This window comes from Sphingopyxis macrogoltabida (assembly GCF_001314325.1).
Lineage (GTDB): Bacteria > Pseudomonadota > Alphaproteobacteria > Sphingomonadales > Sphingomonadaceae > Sphingopyxis > Sphingopyxis macrogoltabida.
In genome coordinates, this window is the sequence record NZ_CP009429.1 from 1724807 (window position 1) to 1741525 (window position 16719).

A 16719-nucleotide genomic window follows, 5' to 3' on the forward strand; every position below is an offset into this window, starting at 1 on the left:
GTGGGACGCTGCGCTGTCACCTTTTCCGGACATGATGACCCTATGAAATTTGCCGACATCGGCCTTTCCGACGAACTTTTGCGCGCCGTCACCGAGGCGGGCTATGACGAACCGACGCCGATTCAGGCGGGCGCCATCCCTTCGGTCCTGATGATGCGCGACATGATCGGCATCGCCCAGACGGGTACCGGCAAGACGGCGTCCTTCGTGCTGCCGATGATCGACATTCTCGCCCACGGCCGTGCCCGCGCGCTGATGCCGCGCTCGCTCATCCTCGAACCGACGCGCGAACTCGCCGCACAAGTTGCGGAAAACTTTGAAAAATACGGCAAGTATCACAAGCTCTCGATGGCCTTGCTGATCGGTGGCGTCCAGATGGGCGACCAGATCAAGGCGCTCGAAAAAGGCGTCGACGTGCTGATCGCGACGCCGGGCCGCCTGATGGACCTGTTCGAACGCGGCAAGATCCTGCTCACCGGATGCAACCTGCTCGTCATCGACGAGGCCGACCGCATGCTCGACATGGGCTTCATTCCGGACATCGAAAATATCTGCACCAAGCTGCCCGCGAATCGGCAGACGCTGCTGTTCTCGGCGACGATGCCGCCGCCGATCAAGAAACTGGCCGACAAATTCCTGTCGAACCCGAAGACGATCGAGGTTGCCCGCCCGGCGAGCCGCAACGAAAATATCGAACAGTTCCTTGTCAAGACGTCGGAACGCAGCAAGCGCGACACGCTGCGCGGGCTGATCGAGGCCGAAGACATCGGTACCGCGATCATCTTCTGCAATCGCAAGACGACGGTCCGCGAACTGGCCAAGTCGTTGCAGCGCTACGGATATAAGGCCGGCGAGATTCATGGCGACATGGATCAGTCGAGCCGGATCGCCGAGCTCGACCGTTTCAAGGCCGGCACGATCAATATCCTCGTCGCCTCCGATGTCGCGGCACGCGGGCTCGATGTGAAGGGCGTCAGCCACGTCTTCAATTTCGATGCCCCCTGGCACCCCGACGACTATGTCCACCGCATCGGCCGCACCGGTCGTGCGGGTGCGAAGGGGCGGGCGTTTACGCTGGTCACGCCGTCGGACGACGAAGCGGTCGACAATATCCAGAAGCTCACCGGCTACCAGATTCCGGTCCACAGTCAGGCGTCACCGACAGCATCGGATGCCAAGGCGGCCGGCGTCGAGGATCGCGAACCGCGGCGAGAGGCCCGGTCCGGGCGCAGCCGCGGCGGATCGAAATCGACGAAAGACGAACCGCGTCCGGTAAAGGCAACCGAGGAAGCGCCGTCGAAGCCGAAGAAGTCCGGCGACAAGCGCAAGCCGCCTGCATCCGACCGTCACGACGATCGGGACGGTCCCGACGACGGCTGGAACGGCCCGATGCCGAGTTTCCTTTCGGTCGGCTTCGGCACCGAGTGATGCCGACGCGGGTCAGAGCCTGACCAGCATCTTCCCGATATTGTCGCCGGAGAAGAGTCCGAGGAACGCCTGCGGCGTTGCCTCCAGACCGTCGTGCACCGTCTCGCGCATCGTCACCGCGCCGCCTGCGATCAACGCCCCCATGTCGGCGTAGAACTCTTCCATGCAATCGATGAACTGGTCGGTGTAGATAAAGCCTTCCATCCGGATGCGCGCCGGGATCGCGCGGATCAGATATTTCATCTCCTGCGCCTTGCCGTCGTTATAGACGTCGATCATCCCGCAAATCGCGAAGCGTGCGAAATCGCTCGCGGTAGCGAAAGCAGCGTCGAGATGCTCGCCGCCGACATTGTCGAAATAGACATCGACGCCGCCCTTGCCCAATTTCTGTAGAGCCGCTGCCAGCGCCGGAAGGACGGGCCCCCCCTTGTAATCGATCACCGCATCGGCGCCCAGCGCACTGACCCACGTGCATTTTTCCGCACCGCCTGCCGAGCCGATCACCGTCATCTCGCGCGCCTTCGCGATTTGCACTACCGCCGAGCCGACAGCGCCCGCGGCTGCCGACACGAAAACGACGTCGCCGGGCTTCGCGGCCGCGATCCTCAACAGCCCGATCCACGCCGTACCGCCGGTCAGGCCCATGTTATGGAGAAAGGTCTGCGGCGTCATCCCAGCGGCGAGCGCGGCGGCGGGCAACTTGTTCGGCATCATGTCGAGCCCGATCACCCCGCCATCGCGCCAGCCGCCCATATGGAGGACGAGGTCGCCCGGCGCGAAGCCGTCGAGCCGGCTTTCGATCACTTCGCCGATCGCGCCGCCGGTCATCGGCTGGTCAATCTGGAAACTGGCGGCATAGCTTTTCGCGTCGTTCATGCGGCCGCGCATATAGGGATCGACCGAAAGCCAGAGGTTGCGAACCCGCAGTTGATCGGACTCCAGCGGTGCGTCGGGCAAATCGCGTAACGCGAAGTTCGCCATCGTCGGTAGTCCGGTCGGACGGCTGATGAGGTGCCATGCCTTGGCCATATTACCCCCGCTTTCCCGTTTTTATCCGGCGACACGGCCCAATGATCAGAAAAGCCGTTGCCACTGTCCGGCTGGCTCGTTAAGACGCCGCCGGTCGCGGGGCCGTAGCTCAGATGGGAGAGCGCTGCAATCGCACTGCAGAGGTCAGGGGTTCGATTCCCCTCGGCTCCACCACGACCCTTTCTCCTTCCAGCCAAGCGTATCGACCGGGGACAGATCATCCGCCCCCGGCCATGATGCCTGTCAGGCTGTCGGCGCCGACGGCCCGGTCGGGCGCCCGCGACGGAATTTCCGCCACAGGAAGACGATAAGCGCGGCAAGCAGCGCCCAGGGCAGGATCGCTGCGCCAGCCACGAGAATGATCGAAAGCAGGGTGCCGCCGCTGCCGAGCAACGTTGTCCACGCGTTGCTGAACGGATTTTCATGGCCGATGCCCGGCAGGCCGCCGTTGCCGACATAGTTGAAGACGACGCTGGTCATCGCGATCTTCGCTTCGCCGGCGCGGCGGCTCTGGCGTTCTTCGCCGAGCTGGCCGCGCAGCCCTGCGATCTGCCGCAGCAGTTCCGCGCGCTCACCCTTGTCGAGCCCGCCCTGTTTCAACCGTCCTTCGAGACGCTCGATTTCGGCGGCGGCGCCGGCACTGCGTTGCTGCGATTGCTCGATCTGCGTGCCGACATCCTCGCCGGCGACGCTGGCATCGGCGAGTACGCCTTCGGCCTTCTCGACGCTGGCGATCGCGTCGGCGCCGAACTTGCGGGCGATGCCGGGGTCGAGTTTGAAGCTCGTCTGCGCCTCGACCTCATTCTCGCGGACCTTGCCATAGCGGATGTCGGCGATCCGGCACCGCGCGGTGCCAAGCATTTCACAGGCAGCGGCATGCTCGCTCTGGACCTTGGCGATCCGGTTGTCGTCGAGGCGGAACGCGTAACTATAATCGAACGCGACGCCGGGGGTCGCATTAAGGCCGATATCCGGAACGGCCTCTTCGGCTGCATCGCCGGCGGCTGACGCAGCTTCGGCGGCGGGGGCAGGGGTGTCGGTCGAAGCAGCATCTTCGGCGGCCTGTTCCGAACAGCCGATCAGGGCGAACGCCATCGCGCCCGCTAAGAGCTTGGTTTTCATAGAAGACTCTCCCAAAACGCGACTCGTTGGCCGCATGGGACGACATATCATAACCAATGTAGTAGACAATAAGAAATCAGGCGAGCTTCACAAAGCCGTCGAGCACCCGCTTGCTGCCGGCCTGTTCGAACTCGACCTCCAGCTTGTTGCCGTCGATGTCGATGATCTCACCATAACCGAATTTTTCGTGGAACACGCGCATCCCGATCGCCAGGTCGCTGCGCGGCTTGGCGCCGACCGAGGCGGCGGGGCCTTTTTCGCTGGGGGCGGGCGCGCGGGTGATCGTCGATGATTGCGCAACCGCGCGCTGCCAGGCCGGACCGCGCGTCATCGTGCGGGCCGGCTGGCGTTCGGCGACATGGGCGAAGGGATCGCCCTGCGCCGACCAGTTGGCGCGCCACAGGCTTTGCCCGCCGCCGAAGCTGTTCTCGCTCTCGATATGCTCTTGCGGGATTTCGCCGATGAAACGGCTCGGGATGCTGCTCATCCACTGGCCGTAGATACGCCGGTTCGCGGCATGATAGATGCTCGCGCGCCGACGGGCGCGGGTGATCGCGACATAGGCGAGGCGGCGCTCTTCCTCGAGGCTCGCGGTGCCGCCCTCGTCCATCGATCGCTGCGACGGAAACACCCCATCCTCCCAGCCCGCGAGGAACACATGGTCGAATTCCAGTCCCTTGGCGGCGTGGATCGTCATGATGGTGACGGTCTCGGTGTCGTCATTCTGGTCGCGGTCCATCACCAGGCTGACATGCTCGAGGAAGGCTTCGAGCGATTCATACTCTTCCATCGCGCGGACGAGTTCGGAGAGGTTTTCGAGGCGGCCCGCGGCCTCGACGCTGCGGTCGGCCTGCAGCATCGCGGTATAGCCCGATTCGTCGAGAATGAGCTGGGTGAGTTCGGGGTGCGAAAGTTCGTTCGCCTTCGCCTGCCAGTTCCGCATTTGCGCGACGAAGTTCGCGAGCTGGCGGCGTGCCTGCGGGGTCAGTTCGTCGGTTTCGGTGATCCGCGACGCGGCGTGGAAGAGCGGCGCGCGCTCGTGGCGCGCATATTGGTGGATGCGCGCCAGCGCCTTGTCGCCGAGCCCGCGCTTGGGAACATTGACGATGCGCTCGAAGGCGAGGTCGTCGGCGCTCGACTGGACGAGGCGGAGATAGGCGAGCGCATCGCGGATTTCGGCGCGTTCGTAGAAGCGGAAACCGCCGACGATGCGGTATGGCATGCCGATCGCGATGAAGCGGTCTTCGAACTCGCGCGTCTGGAACTGGGCGCGAACGAGGATCGCAGTGCGGTCGAGGCTGACCTTGCGATGCTGGAGCGTCTCCAGTTCCTCACCGATCCGCCGTGCTTCCTCGGGTCCGTCCCACACCCCGACGACGCGCAGCTTGTCGCCGGGATCGAGTTCGGTCCACAACGTCTTGCCAAGACGGCCGCTGTTCTGCGCGATCAGCGCCGAGGCGGCGGCAAGAATCTGCGGGGTCGAACGATAATTCTGTTCGAGGCGGATCACGGTCGCGCCCGGGAAATCCTTTTCGAAACGCAGGATATTTGCGACCTCCGCGCCGCGCCACGAATAGATCGACTGGTCGTCGTCGCCGACGCAGCAGATATTCTTGCGCGCCTGCGCGAGCAGGCGGAGCCAGAGATACTGGCTGGCATTGGTGTCCTGATATTCGTCGACGAGGATATATTTGAAGCGTTCCTGATATTGTTCGAGCACGTCGCGGTGGTTTTTCAGGATCACCAGCATGTGGAGCAGCAGGTCGCCGAAATCGCAGGCGTTGAGCGTTTTCAGCCGCGCCTGATAGAGCGCGTAGAAATGCTGCCCCTTGCCGTCGGCATAGGCTTCCTTGTCGGCCGCATCGAGATCGGGCGGGGTGAGGCCGCGGTTCTTCCATTTGTCGATCAGCCCCGCGAGCTGGCGCGCCGGCCAGCGCTTCTCATCGAGCCCCTCGGCCTGGATAAGCTGTTTGAGCACGCGAAGCTGGTCGTCGGTGTCGAGGATGGTGAAATTGCTCTGCAGCCCGACGAGTTCGGCGTGGCGGCGGAGCATTTTGGCCGCGATGCTGTGGAAGGTACCGAGCCAGGGCATGCCCTCGACCGCGTCGCCGATCATCCGCCCGATTCGTTCGCGCATCTCGCGCGCCGCCTTGTTGGTGAAGGTGACCGCGAGGATCTCCGACGGCCAAGCGCGACGTGTCGCAATGATATGCGCGAGCCGCGCGGTGAGCGCCGCGGTCTTGCCGGTGCCGGCCCCCGCGAGCATCAGCACCGGGCCTTCGGTCGTCAGCACAGCCTGCCGCTGCGGCCCGTTCAGCCCGTGCAGATAGGGCGGGTCAGACGCATCGGGCGGCGGCAGGTCGGGTATCGAGGCAGGCTGGTCGTTCACGCGCGAACGATTAGGGAACAGCGCTGGTCCTGTCCAGTGCAGGACGACGGGCGGTGCGGCTCAGCCGAACAGCTTGCGCAGTTCCGGCGACACCCGCGCCGCATCGTCGCGCGCCAGCTCGTCGAGCGTCGCGAGCGCCATGGCGCGATAGGCCGGCAGCAGGTCGGGACATCCGACGCCGAGCGCGCCCAGATGGCCTTCGATCGTCCGGCTGTCGCCGCGCAGCAGCGGACCCGATAAGGCGTCGAAACCCCGGTCGAGGCTGTTTTCGAGCGCGGCACGGACGAGTGGGGCGAGGAAGGCGGCGGGATCGTCGATGTCGGCGCTCCGAAGGGCATCCGAGGCGCCCGCGATCAATGTAACGAGATGGTTCGACGCGTGGCACAGCGCAGCATGATAGAGCGGACGCCGCTCTTCCGCGATATCGACCGCGATCCCGCCCATCAGGCCCACAAGGCGGTGCGCGAGCTCGATTGCTTGCGGCGACGATCCGGTCACCGCGAAGCGCGCCTGCTTCATGCGTGCGGCTTCGCCGTGCGGATCGCCGGTGAAGGTCATCGCGGGATGGATCGCCGCGGTCAGCGCTCCCGCCGCGTGTAATGGTTCGAGGATCGCTGCGCCGCTGCGGCCACTGACATGGCACACGAACGGGCGACGATCCGTCGGCCTCACCGCAGCCAGCTCGGCGGAAACCGCTTCAACGGCATCGTCGGACACCGCTATAGCAACGACGTCGCAAGACTGCATCAGCCGGTCGAGGCGCTGCTCGGCGATCGCGCATCCCAAGCGAGCTGCGGCGACTTCAGCCTTGGCGGGAGAGCGCGCCCACAGCAACGGCGGGGCGAGCGAATGCGGCGCGAGACCGAGCGTCAGCGCCTGCGCGACCCGGCCTGCGCCGACGATGCCGATCTGTTGAAATCCGGTCATACGGACCGCTCTTAGCTCCGCCGCGGGCGCTTGGCCAATGCGCCGCGTGAGAGGTCCAAAGGCGGCCGCGCTGCATTCTACCTTGCACCACACAGGGCAACGCGTCCAAAGCGGCGCCGAGACAAACAGGGGAGGGGCATTGTCCGTGGATCTGGCACCCTATCGCAAGCACCGGCGCATCCTGACCGCCAGCCTCGTCGGCACCGCGGTCGAATTCTATGATTTCTATATTTATGGCACTGCTGCGGCGCTTGTCTTCGGGCCGCTGTTCTTTCCCGACGAGTCGGCGTCGGCGCAGCTTATGTACAGCTTCATGACCTTCGGGCTCGCCTTCTTCGCGCGGCCGGTGGGGGCGATCGTGTTCGGCCATTATGGCGATCGGATCGGACGCAAGTCGACGCTCGTCGCTTCGCTGATGCTGATGGGCGGGTCGACCCTGCTCATCGCTTTTCTGCCGACCTATGCGATGGCGGGGTGGATCGCGCCGCTCCTCCTCTGTATCCTGCGTTTCGGCCAGGGCTTCGGGCTGGGCGGCGAGTGGGGCGGGGCCGCGCTGCTGGCGGTCGAAAATGCGCCGCCGGGATGGAAATCGCGCTTCGGCATGTTCCCGCAGCTCGGCGCGCCGGTCGGCTTCATCGCCGCGAACGGTCTGTTCCTGATCCTCGGCGTAACGCTCTCCGACGCCGATTTTACCAGCTGGGGCTGGCGGATACCTTTCCTCTTTTCGGCGCTGCTCGTCGGGCTCGGCCTGTGGGTTCGGCTCAAGATCGGCGAGACGCCAGCCTTTACCGAGGCACTGGAACAGAAAGCCCCCGTCGGGGTGCCGATCGGCGAATTGCTGCGCGGTCACCTGATCCCGACGCTGGCGGGGACCTTCGCGGTCGTCGCCTGCTTCGCGATCTTCTATCTCGCGACCAGCTTCGCATTGGCGCACGGGACAAGCGCGCTCGGTTATCCGAAGGAACAGTTCCTGCTCGTCCAGCTCGGCGCGATCCTGTTCATGGCGGGCGGGATCGTCTTCGCCGGCTATGCCAGCGACGCGTCGAGCGCGCAGCGGGTGCTCACCTGGGGCTGCGGCGCGACGATCCTCATCGGTTTCCTGTTCGGGCCGTCGCTCGCGTCGGGAAGCTGGCCGATCGTCTTCCTCGGGCTCGCCGCTGCGCTGTTCGTGATGGGGCTGGTTTACGGACCGCTTGGCAGCTGGCTGACCGCGCTGTTTCCGGTGCAGGTGCGCTATACGGGCGCCTCGGTGACCTTCAACGCCGGCGGCATCCTCGGCGGCGCGATGGCACCGATCATCGCACAGGCGCTCGCCGAGCGCGGCGGCACGCCGATGGTCGGGCTCTATCTGGCGCTGGCCGGGGTGGTAAGCTGGCTTGGGCTGCTAATGGTGCGCCGGCAGATGGCCGAAAGCTGAGTTCAGGCGGGACGAAGCAAGGTCAGTTTCGCCTTGCCGACCTTGCGGTCGGTATCGACCTCGAAACCCGCAATCTCGACCGCTTCCTTTTCGGCGGTTTCGATCGAGATCAGGCTGTCAGGGCCGATCCAGCCCAGCCGGTTGAGCTTGTCGAGCGCAACGCTGCCTGCGCCGGTGCCGTAGGGCGCGTCGAACAGCAACAGGTCGTAGCTCCGCTTTGCCGGGCCGAGCGCGAGCACCGAACCCGCGCGCACGTCGGCGCGGTCCGCGGCGCCGAGCGCGGCCAGATTCTTCCTGAGCGCCTCGAGCGCGTCGCGGTCCTGTTCGGCGAACAGGCATTGCGCCGCACCGCGCGACAGCGCCTCGATCCCCAGCGCGCCCGATCCCGCGAACAGGTCGGCGACATGCAGCCCCTCGAAACTGCCGAGGCGGCTCGCCAGCATCGAAAACAGCGTTTCGCGCGTGCGGTCCGCTGTCGGGCGCGTCGCGTCATTTTTCGGCGCGAGCAATTTGCGTCCGCGCCATTCACCGGAAATCACCCGCATCGTCAGCCCATTCGCCGCCGGAACTGGAACAGTTCGTCGCGCGGGACGATCTCGACAGCGCCGACGTCGAGCGCTTCGAGGGTGAATTGGCCGTAACGCGTGCGGATCAGGCGGCTGACCTGCAGGCCCAGATGTTCGAGGACCCGCCGGACTTCGCGGTTCTTGCCTTCGGTCAGCGTCATCTCGATCCACTGGTTGCGACCCGTCCGGCGTTCGAGGTTCGCATCGATCTTGCCATAACGGACGCCATCGATCTCGATCCCTTCGACGAGGTCTTCGAGCTGGGTCTGGCTGATGTCGCCGAACGCCCGCGCGCGATAGGTGCGCTCTACCCCGCTCGCCGGCAGTTCGAGCTGGCGTTTGAACTCGCCGTCGTTGGTGAGCAGCAGCAGCCCTTCGGTATTATAGTCGAGGCGGCCGACGGGCATCAGTCGCGGCAGTCCCTTCGGGAGCAAATCATAGATCGTCTTGCGGCCCTTGGGGTCGCGCGCCGCGGTCAGGCAGCCGGCGGGCTTGTGAAAGCGATAAAGGCGCGTCGACACCGGCTTGGCGACCGGATTGCCATCGACGGTCAGCCCTTCGAGCGATGCCAGCAAGGGCGCGGGCTGGACGACGATCTGACCATTGAGGGCGATGCGCCCTTCTTCGATCATGCGTTCGACATCGCGGCGAGATCCCACGCCGGCGCGCGCCAGCAGCTTGGCGATGCGCTGCGGGCCGTCCTCGCGCTCAGGCTCGGCGGCTTGGGGTTTGCGCGGCGGTGCCGACGCGCGCGCGGCGCGGCGGCCCTTCGGGGCGTCTCGGTCGCCGGCGCTTTTGGGCGCCGGGCGGGGCGGATTACGGGGCGGACGGCGGGTCGTCATCGGAACGGATGCGGCTTTCGTGTCGTTTTCAGGGAAAAGGTGTTGCGTTGTGATCACGCTCATAGCCGGAAACGTATCGCTTCGTCGATGGCGAGCAGAAGCGATCTTGCAGGAAGGCGCGGAGCGAGTCATGGCGATGTCAAAGGGAGTATTCATGCTCTTCGCGTCCCGCCCGTCGTGTATCAAGCGGCTGCTGATCATCGAGGATGATCCGCTGGTCGCGTTCGACAATGAGCGGACGCTGCAGCACAGCGGCTATGACGTCGTTGCGACCGTCGATTCCGGCGAGGCGGCGGTTGCGATCATCGCGGCGGAGCAACTCGATGCGCTCGTTCTCGATCTTGCGCTCGCCGGGCATATGACCGGCCGCGAAGTCGCACGGCTGGCGCGCGATCGCGGCATCGCGGTGCTCCTCGTGACCGGACAATGCCCCGAAGATGCGAGCGACATCGCGCTCGCCTGCCTCGGCAAGCCGCACAGCGCCTCGGCGCTCGTCGCGGCATTGCGTGCGGTCGAGGGCATGGTCTGCAAGAACAAGCCGCCACGCAAGATCAGCGGCCTCCAGACCTACTGGCGCCCCGAGGCCGCCTGATCGGCTCGGCCTGGCGCATGATCGCCAAATAGCCGCTTCCAATTTGGGACCGAGGCTTTAGGCCTTTGGCTTTGACGGTCCGCGCACGCGGAATGGGGAGGTTCGCGATGCAGCTTGGGCTCGATTCGGTGGTGTTGGTCGCGGTGCTCGCGCTGGTCATCGGCCTCGCGTTCGTCGTCCCGAGCTTTGCCCCCTATCGCAAGCCGATGCCGATCGTCGCCTTCCTGCTCGGCATTTCGAGCGGCTTTCCGCTGACCCTGCTGCTCGGTACGATGACCTTCTGGCTGTCGAAGGTCGGGATCGAGAAATCGACGATCGGTTTCGCGATCGGACTGACGACGCCCTATACGCTGAAATTCCTCTGGGCACCGCTCGTCGACCGGCTGCCTTTGCCGTTCCTGACCAAGACATTCGGCCAGCGGCGCGGCTGGCTGTTCTTCATCCAGGCCTTGCTGGTCGTCGCGATCTGGCAGTTGGGCACGAGCAACCCGACCAACGACAATCTCGCGCCCTTTGCTTTCTGGGCGATCACCGTCGCTTTCCTCTCGGCGACGCAGGACATCGTCATCGACGCCTATCGTATCGAGATTTTGAGCGACGCCGAACTGCCGCACGGCACCGCGATGAACCAGTTCGGGTATCGCACCGGCAATTTGATCGCCGGTGTCGGGACGATCGCGCTGGCGTCGCCCGAGGGGTTCAACCTCGGCTGGGCCGCGGCTTATGGTTTCACCGGGCTGGCAATTCTTCCCGCGCTGCTTGGCGCGCTGTATGCGGGGCCGGGGCGTTTCGACCCGAGCCGCGCCCGCGCCGCGGGGCAGAGCTTTGGAAGCTGGCTGCAGGAAACGGTGATCAACCCGTTCCGCGAATTTTTCGGCCGCCACGGCGCGGTGCTGATCCTGTTCTTCGTCCTCGTCTACAAGGTCGGCGACGCGATGGGGCAGGGGATGCTCAACCCGATGATCGTCGAACTGGGCTTCACCGACACCGAATTCGTCGCGATCAACAAGGGCGTCGGCTTCGTCGCGCTGATCCTCGGATCGGCGCTCGCTGCACCCTTTATCGCCTGGCTCGGCATGGGACGCGCGCTGCTCGTCTCGGGGCTGATGATGATGTTCAGCAACCTGCTGTTCGCCGCGCTCGCTTCGGTCGGTCACTCGCCGCTGATGCTCGCGATTGCGGTCGGGACGGAGAATTTCACCAGCGGCATCGGCCTCACCGTGTTCGTCACCTATTTGTCGGGCCTGTCGAGCCTCGCGTACACGGCGACGCAGTTCGCGTTGCTGTCATCCTTCGCTGCGGTCGGACGCACCTGGCTCGCGGCGCCGGGCGGCTATATCGCCGAGGGCTTGGGCTGGGTGGGCTTCTGGCTGTTCACGGTGGTCATCGCAATCCCGGGAATGCTGCTGCTCTGGATCCTGTGGAAGAAGGGTTTCGTCGTCCAGACGGTGCGCCAGCCGAGCACCGAGGACGACGGTCACGAGATTGCCCATCCCGAAGAGGACAAGCCGAAGCCGGCAGCAATCTAGGTCCTGAACTCAGCTAGGGAACTCTTCGTTGAGTTCGAGCGCCTGCCCGACCAGATAGAGCGATCCGCCGATCAATATGTTGCGCGCCGGGCTGTCGGCCGCGAGCGCACGGAGCGCCGACGGCAGGTCGCCCTGCGCCGAAGCCTGCACGATGCCGCTGTCGCGGGCGATGCGAACCAGATCGGCGGGAGCGTGATGCTCGTGCCCCGGTATCGGTACCGCGACCAGCCTGCCGACGTGCGGGGCGAGCAGGGCGAGAAAGCCGGCGACGTCCTTGTTTGCGAGCATGCCGAGGACAAGGTCGACCGGCTCGCGCCGGGCGAGCGTCTGGCCAAGGAAGTCCGCAAGTTGCAGCGCCGCGTCGAGGTTATGCCCGCCGTCGATCCAGATATTCTGCTCGCCGGACATTGCGGCGGTGAGCGGGCCGCTGCCCAGCAACTGCATGCGTCCCGGCCAGAAGGTGCCCGCAATGCCGCGGACGATATCGGCGTCGGCAGGGCGCGGCTCGGCGAGCCGTGACATCGCGATCGCAAGCCCGGCGTTGCGCCGCTGGTGCGGACCCGCCATGCGCGGGAACAATGCTTCGCCAACCGCGCCGAGCGATGCCGACGACCAGCGAAAACCGTCGCCCTCGGGATCGACCTGCCAGCCGCTGCCCTCCAAGAACAGCGGCGCACCGGCGGCGGAAGCGCGCGCCGCGATGATGTCGGTGACCGCCGGGGGGTAGGAAAGCGTCGCAACCCGGGTGCCGGGCTTGATGATGCCCGCCTTCTCCCATGCGATACGCGTGGCGGGCTCCTGCGGCGTACCCGCTTCGGGGGCGAGCAGGAAGGCTTCGTGGTCGATCCCGAGCGATGCGATGCCGCACACCGCCGGGGCAGGGATGATGTTCGTCGCGTCGAGGCGTCCGCCAAGCCCGACCTCGATGATGCAATCGTCGGCCGGTGTCCGCGCAAAGGCGAGGAAGGCGGCGGCGGTCGTCACCTCGAAGAAGCTCGCGTGCAGGTCGGCGGCAATGTCGAGCACCTCCTCAAGCAGCGAAGCAAGCAATTCGTCGTCGATCAGCGTCCCGGCAAGGCGGATGCGTTCGTTGAACCGGACGAGGTGCGGGCTGGTATAGCTGTGGACCCGGCGCCCGCCGGCCTCGAGGATCGCACGAAGGAAGGCGCAGGTCGAACCCTTGCCGTTCGTCCCCGCGACGTGAAAGGTGCGCGGAAGCCGCTCTTGCGGATTGCCGAGCCGCGCACAGATCTCGGCGATGCGTTCGAGGCCCAGGATATCGCGCCCCGGGGACAGCGCCGCAAGGCGATCGAGTTGCGCCTGCACCGCAGGGTCGGAGGAATGCGCGTGGTCGGCCATGGCAGGATATGGTGGCTCAGGCGGCCTTTTCGGGCGCCAGATAGCCGATCAGCCGGCCCAGCGTTTCGGGCAATTCCTTGCGGTGCACGACCATGTCGATCATCCCGTGATCGAGCAGATATTCGGCGCGCTGGAAGCCTTCGGGCAGCTTTTCGCGGATCGTATTCTCGATCACCCGCTGTCCCGCGAAACCGATCAGCGCCTTGGGCTCGCTGATCTGCACGTCGCCGAGCATCGCATAGCTGGCAGTAACGCCGCCGGTGGTCGGATCGGTGAGCAGGACGATATAGGGCAGGCCGGCGCGGCGCAGGCGCGCCAGCGCGACCGTCGCACGCGGCATCTGCATCAGCGACAGCGTGCCTTCCTGCATCCGCGCGCCGCCCGCAGCGGTAATCGCGATATAGGGGCAGCCACGGCGGATGGCTTCCTCGACGCCCGCCACGAAGGCTTCGCCGACCGCGACCCCCATCGATCCGCCCATGAAGGCGAAATCCTGCACGCCGATCACCGTGGGAAGGCTGGAAATGCGGCCGAACGCATTCTGATAGGCATCGCGATCGCCGGTCTGCGCGCGCGCGGCCTTGATGCGATCGACATATTTCTTCGTGTCGCGGAACTTCAGCGGATCCTCGGGCGCCGCCGGCGATGCGATCAGCTCGTGGAGACCGCCGTCGAACAGCTGGGCGAAACGCTCCTTCGCTCCGATCCGGTCATGATGGTCGCAGCGCGGACAGACGTTGAGATTATCTTCCCATTCCTTGACGAACACCATCTGCGCGCACTGGCGGCATTTGTGCCAGAGATTGTCGGCGGTATCGCGCTTCGCCGTGAAGGGCAGGGCGTTGCGGACGCGGTCGAGCCAGCTCATGCGGCGATCTCCTTTGCGCCGTGGATAGCATCGGCAAGCGAACGGGTGAAGGTTTCGACGTGGGGCGCGGCATCGTCGCCATGCTCGGTGATGATGTCGATAAAGGCCGAGCCGACGACGACGCCGTCGGCGACCTTGGCAATCGCATGCGCCTGCTCGGGCGTCCGCACGCCGAAGCCGACCGCGACAGGCAGGTCGGTCGCTGCCTTGAGCCGTGCGACGGCTTCCTCGATACTCGCCTGCGCCGCCTGCTGCTGACCGGTGATGCCCGCGACCGAGACATAATAGAGAAACCCGCTCGCGCCGCTGAGCACATCGGGCAGCCGCGCCGCGTCGGTGGTCGGCGTCGCGAGACGGATCAGATCGACCCCGGCACCACGGAGCGCCGGGCCGAGTTCGGCGTCCTCTTCCGAAGGGATATCGACGCAGATGACGCCATCGACACCCGCTTTTGCGCATTCGGCGGCGAACCAGTCGGCCCCGCGGATCGTCATCGGATTGGCATAGCCCATCAGGACAAGCGGCGTATCGGGATGGCGCGACCGGAACGCGGCGGCGATCGCGAAGATGTCGGCGGTCGTCGTGCCCTTGGCGAGGCTGCGCAGGTTCGCGGCCTGGATCGCCGGACCGTCGGCCATCGGATCGGTGAAGGGCATGCCGAGTTCGATCACATCGGCGCCGCCCGCGACGAGCGCATCGAGGTTCGCGGCGGTATCGCCGTCGCCCGCGGTGATGAAGGCGACGAGCGCGGTGTGCGGCTTCGCGAAGGTGGCAGCGAAGCGGCTCACAGCTTCACCCCCAGCGCATCCGCTACGGTGAAAATGTCCTTGTCGCCACGGCCCGAGCAGTTGACGATGATGATCTTGTCCTTGCCGAGTGTCGGCGCGATGCGTTCCGCTGCCGCGATGGCGTGGGCGCTTTCGAGTGCGGGGATGATGCCCTCAAGCTTGGTCAGCTTCTGGAAGCTGGCGAGCGCCTCGGCGTCGGTGACCGGTTCATAGCGGACGCGGCCGATTTCGTGGAGCCAGCTATGCTCGGGCCCGATGCCCGGATAGTCGAGCCCTGCCGAGATGCTGTGCGCCTCGGTGATCTGGCCGTCCTCGTCCTGCAGCAGGTAGGTCTTGTTGCCATGAAGAATGCCGGGGCGACCGCCGGCGAGGCTCGCGGCATGCTTGCCATCGAGACCTTCGCCGGCCGCTTCGACGCCGACGATCTCGACGCTGTCGTCGTCGAGGAACGGGTGAAACAGCCCGATCGCGTTCGAGCCGCCGCCGACCGGGGCGATCAGCATATCGGGCAAGCGGCCCTCGGCTTCGAGGATCTGCGCACGCGCTTCGTCGCCGATCACCGACTGGAAGTCGCGGACCAGTTCGGGGTAGGGATGCGGGCCCGCGACCGTGCCGATGATGTAGAAGGTGTCGTGGACGTTGGCGACCCAGTGGCGCAGCGCTTCGTTCATCGCGTCCTTCAGCGTCTTGGCGCCGCTTTCGACCGCGACGACTTCGGCGCCGAGCAATTTCATACGGAACACGTTCGGCTGCTGCCGCGCAACATCGACCGCGCCCATGAAGATTGTGCAAGGCAGGCCGAACAGGGCCGCGACGGTCGCGGTCGCGACGCCGTGCTGGCCGGCGCCGGTTTCGGCGATGATCTTCGTTTTGCCCATCCGCTTCGCGAGCAGGATCTGGCCGATGCAATTGTTGATCTTGTGCGCGCCGGTGTGATTGAGATCCTCGCGCTTCAGATAGATTTTGGCGCCGCCGAGCTGCTCGGTCAGCCGCTCGGCGAACCACAGCGGGCTCGGGCGGCCGACATAATGCTTCAACAGATAGTCGAATTCGGCCTTGAAGCTGTTGTCTTGCTGCGCCGCGCGATAGCAACGCTCGAGATCGAGGATCAGCGGCATCAGCGTTTCGGCGACATAGCGGCCGCCGAACTGGCCGAAATGGCCGCGTTCGTCGGGCTGGGTACGGAGGCTGTTCGGTGCGTGGGTCATCGACCCGCCGCTTTAAGGAAAGCCGCGATCTTGTCCATATCCTTCACGCCCGGCGCGCTTTCGACGCCCGAGGATACGTCGACCAGCGGCGCGCCCGTCGCCGCGAGTGCCTCGGCGACGTTGGCGGGGGTCAAGCCGCCCGCGATCCCCCAGTCGATGCTGTGGCGATGATTGACGAGCAGCGACCAGTCGAAGCGGGTGCCGGTGCCGCCGGGCATCGCCTGCGCCGGGGCGTCGAAGAGGATACGGTCGACGGCGCCGTCATATTGGCGGATGCGGTCGAGCGTCCCGGCATCTTTCAGCCCTACCGCCTTCCAGACCTCGGCGGGGATCGAACGCTTCACCGCCGCGACCCATTCGGGCGCCTCGCTGCCGTGGAACTGGACGATATCGGGGCGCACCTTGCCGAGCGCTTCGGCGGTGGCGATTTGCGACGCGTTGACCAGCAGCAACGCGACCTTGACCCGCCCTTCGGCGCACTTGCGCAGTTCGGCGGCGGTCTTGAGGTCGACGTAGCGCGGGCTCGGTTCATAGAGGTTGAGACCGATATGCGTCGCGCCGAGGCGGATGGCGGCATCGACATCTTCGGGTGTCTTGAGGCCGCAGATTTTAACGAGAGGGGGCATGGCTGGCTCGGCTATCCTGTATCCGTTCG

The 16719-nt window shown here is 65.6% G+C and carries 15 protein-coding genes and 1 tRNA gene; 5 read left to right on the forward strand and 11 right to left on the reverse strand.

Annotated elements, in window-relative coordinates; all coding sequences use genetic code 11:
* Positions 1 to 42 precede the first annotated feature (42 nt).
* Positions 43 to 1428, forward strand: a complete 1386-nt coding sequence (locus LH19_RS08565; protein ID WP_054727078.1) for a DEAD/DEAH box helicase — start codon at positions 43 to 45, stop codon at positions 1426 to 1428.
* 12 nt (positions 1429 to 1440) lie between these two features.
* Here LH19_RS08565 and LH19_RS08570 read toward each other — a convergent pair whose 3' ends face one another.
* Positions 1441 to 2457 carry an NADP-dependent oxidoreductase gene (locus LH19_RS08570; RefSeq protein ID WP_054727079.1) on the reverse strand — a complete coding sequence of 339 codons (1017 nt, stop codon included), beginning with the start codon at positions 2455 to 2457 and terminating at the stop codon, positions 1441 to 1443.
* Between the two features lie 98 nt (positions 2458 to 2555).
* On the opposite strand from LH19_RS08570, the gene LH19_RS08575 reads away from it, so the two are divergent.
* A tRNA-Ala gene (locus LH19_RS08575) sits at positions 2556 to 2631 on the forward strand.
* A 69-nt stretch (positions 2632 to 2700) separates the two neighbouring features.
* Here LH19_RS08575 and LH19_RS08580 read toward each other — a convergent pair.
* From LH19_RS08580 to LH19_RS08590, 3 genes are all read right to left on the reverse strand, one after another.
* Complete coding sequence (locus LH19_RS08580; protein ID WP_054727081.1) at positions 2701 to 3579, reverse strand: DUF4349 domain-containing protein; 879 nt, start codon at positions 3577 to 3579, stop codon at positions 2701 to 2703.
* Positions 3580 to 3655: 76 nt separating this feature from the next.
* On the reverse strand, positions 3656 to 5968 hold the full coding sequence (locus LH19_RS08585) for an ATP-dependent helicase (RefSeq protein WP_234716112.1): 2313 nt from the start codon (positions 5966 to 5968) through the stop codon (positions 3656 to 3658).
* Positions 5969 to 6028: 60 nt separating this feature from the next.
* The gene (locus tag LH19_RS08590; RefSeq protein ID WP_054727083.1) at positions 6029 to 6895 is read right to left on the reverse strand and encodes a Rossmann-like and DUF2520 domain-containing protein; all 867 of its coding nucleotides are present in this window, start codon (positions 6893 to 6895) and stop codon (positions 6029 to 6031) included.
* 151 nt (positions 6896 to 7046) lie between these two features.
* Here LH19_RS08590 and LH19_RS08595 point away from each other — a divergent pair, with 151 nt between their 5' ends.
* Positions 7047 to 8312 carry an MFS transporter gene (locus tag LH19_RS08595; protein ID WP_054733220.1) on the forward strand — a complete coding sequence of 422 codons (1266 nt, stop codon included), beginning with the start codon at positions 7047 to 7049 and terminating at the stop codon, positions 8310 to 8312.
* Positions 8313 to 8314: 2 nt separating this feature from the next.
* On the opposite strand, the gene rsmD is transcribed toward LH19_RS08595, so the two are convergent.
* Both rsmD and LH19_RS08605 read right to left on the reverse strand, forming a co-directional pair.
* Positions 8315 to 8857 carry a 16S rRNA (guanine(966)-N(2))-methyltransferase RsmD gene (rsmD, locus tag LH19_RS08600; RefSeq protein WP_054727085.1) on the reverse strand — a complete coding sequence of 181 codons (543 nt, stop codon included), beginning with the start codon at positions 8855 to 8857 and terminating at the stop codon, positions 8315 to 8317.
* A gap of 2 nt (positions 8858 to 8859) precedes the next feature.
* Positions 8860 to 9720 (reverse strand): pseudouridine synthase, encoded by an 861-nt coding sequence (locus LH19_RS08605; protein ID WP_082396271.1) that lies wholly within the window; start codon positions 9718 to 9720, stop codon positions 8860 to 8862.
* A gap of 154 nt (positions 9721 to 9874) precedes the next feature.
* On the opposite strand from LH19_RS08605, the gene LH19_RS08610 reads away from it, so the two are divergent.
* Together LH19_RS08610 and LH19_RS08615 are read left to right on the forward strand one after the other, a co-directional pair.
* Positions 9875 to 10312, forward strand: a complete 438-nt coding sequence (locus LH19_RS08610; RefSeq protein ID WP_054733227.1) for a response regulator — start codon at positions 9875 to 9877, stop codon at positions 10310 to 10312.
* 107 nt (positions 10313 to 10419) lie between these two features.
* Positions 10420 to 11841: an AmpG family muropeptide MFS transporter gene (locus LH19_RS08615; protein WP_054727087.1), complete on the forward strand. Its 1422-nt coding sequence runs from the start codon at positions 10420 to 10422 to the stop codon at positions 11839 to 11841.
* 9 nt (positions 11842 to 11850) lie between these two features.
* On the opposite strand, the gene LH19_RS08620 is transcribed toward LH19_RS08615, so the two are convergent.
* The 5 genes from LH19_RS08620 to LH19_RS08640 are packed head-to-tail and all read right to left on the reverse strand — an operon-like array spanning position 11851 to position 16690.
* On the reverse strand, positions 11851 to 13200 hold the full coding sequence (locus tag LH19_RS08620) for a bifunctional folylpolyglutamate synthase/dihydrofolate synthase (protein ID WP_054727089.1): 1350 nt from the start codon (positions 13198 to 13200) through the stop codon (positions 11851 to 11853).
* Positions 13201 to 13216: 16 nt separating this feature from the next.
* The gene (gene accD / locus LH19_RS08625; RefSeq protein ID WP_054727091.1) at positions 13217 to 14068 is read right to left on the reverse strand and encodes an acetyl-CoA carboxylase, carboxyltransferase subunit beta; all 852 of its coding nucleotides are present in this window, start codon (positions 14066 to 14068) and stop codon (positions 13217 to 13219) included.
* Complete coding sequence (gene trpA / locus LH19_RS08630) at positions 14065 to 14856, reverse strand: tryptophan synthase subunit alpha (protein WP_054727093.1); 792 nt, start codon at positions 14854 to 14856, stop codon at positions 14065 to 14067. The genes accD and trpA overlap by 4 nt, the downstream gene beginning before the upstream one ends.
* On the reverse strand, positions 14853 to 16064 hold the full coding sequence (gene trpB, locus LH19_RS08635) for a tryptophan synthase subunit beta (RefSeq protein WP_054727095.1): 1212 nt from the start codon (positions 16062 to 16064) through the stop codon (positions 14853 to 14855). Before trpB ends, trpA begins: the two co-directional genes overlap by 4 nt.
* Positions 16061 to 16690: a phosphoribosylanthranilate isomerase gene (locus tag LH19_RS08640; protein WP_054733235.1), complete on the reverse strand. Its 630-nt coding sequence runs from the start codon at positions 16688 to 16690 to the stop codon at positions 16061 to 16063. The genes trpB and LH19_RS08640 overlap by 4 nt, the downstream gene beginning before the upstream one ends.
* Between the last annotated feature and the right edge of the window lie 29 nt (positions 16691 to 16719).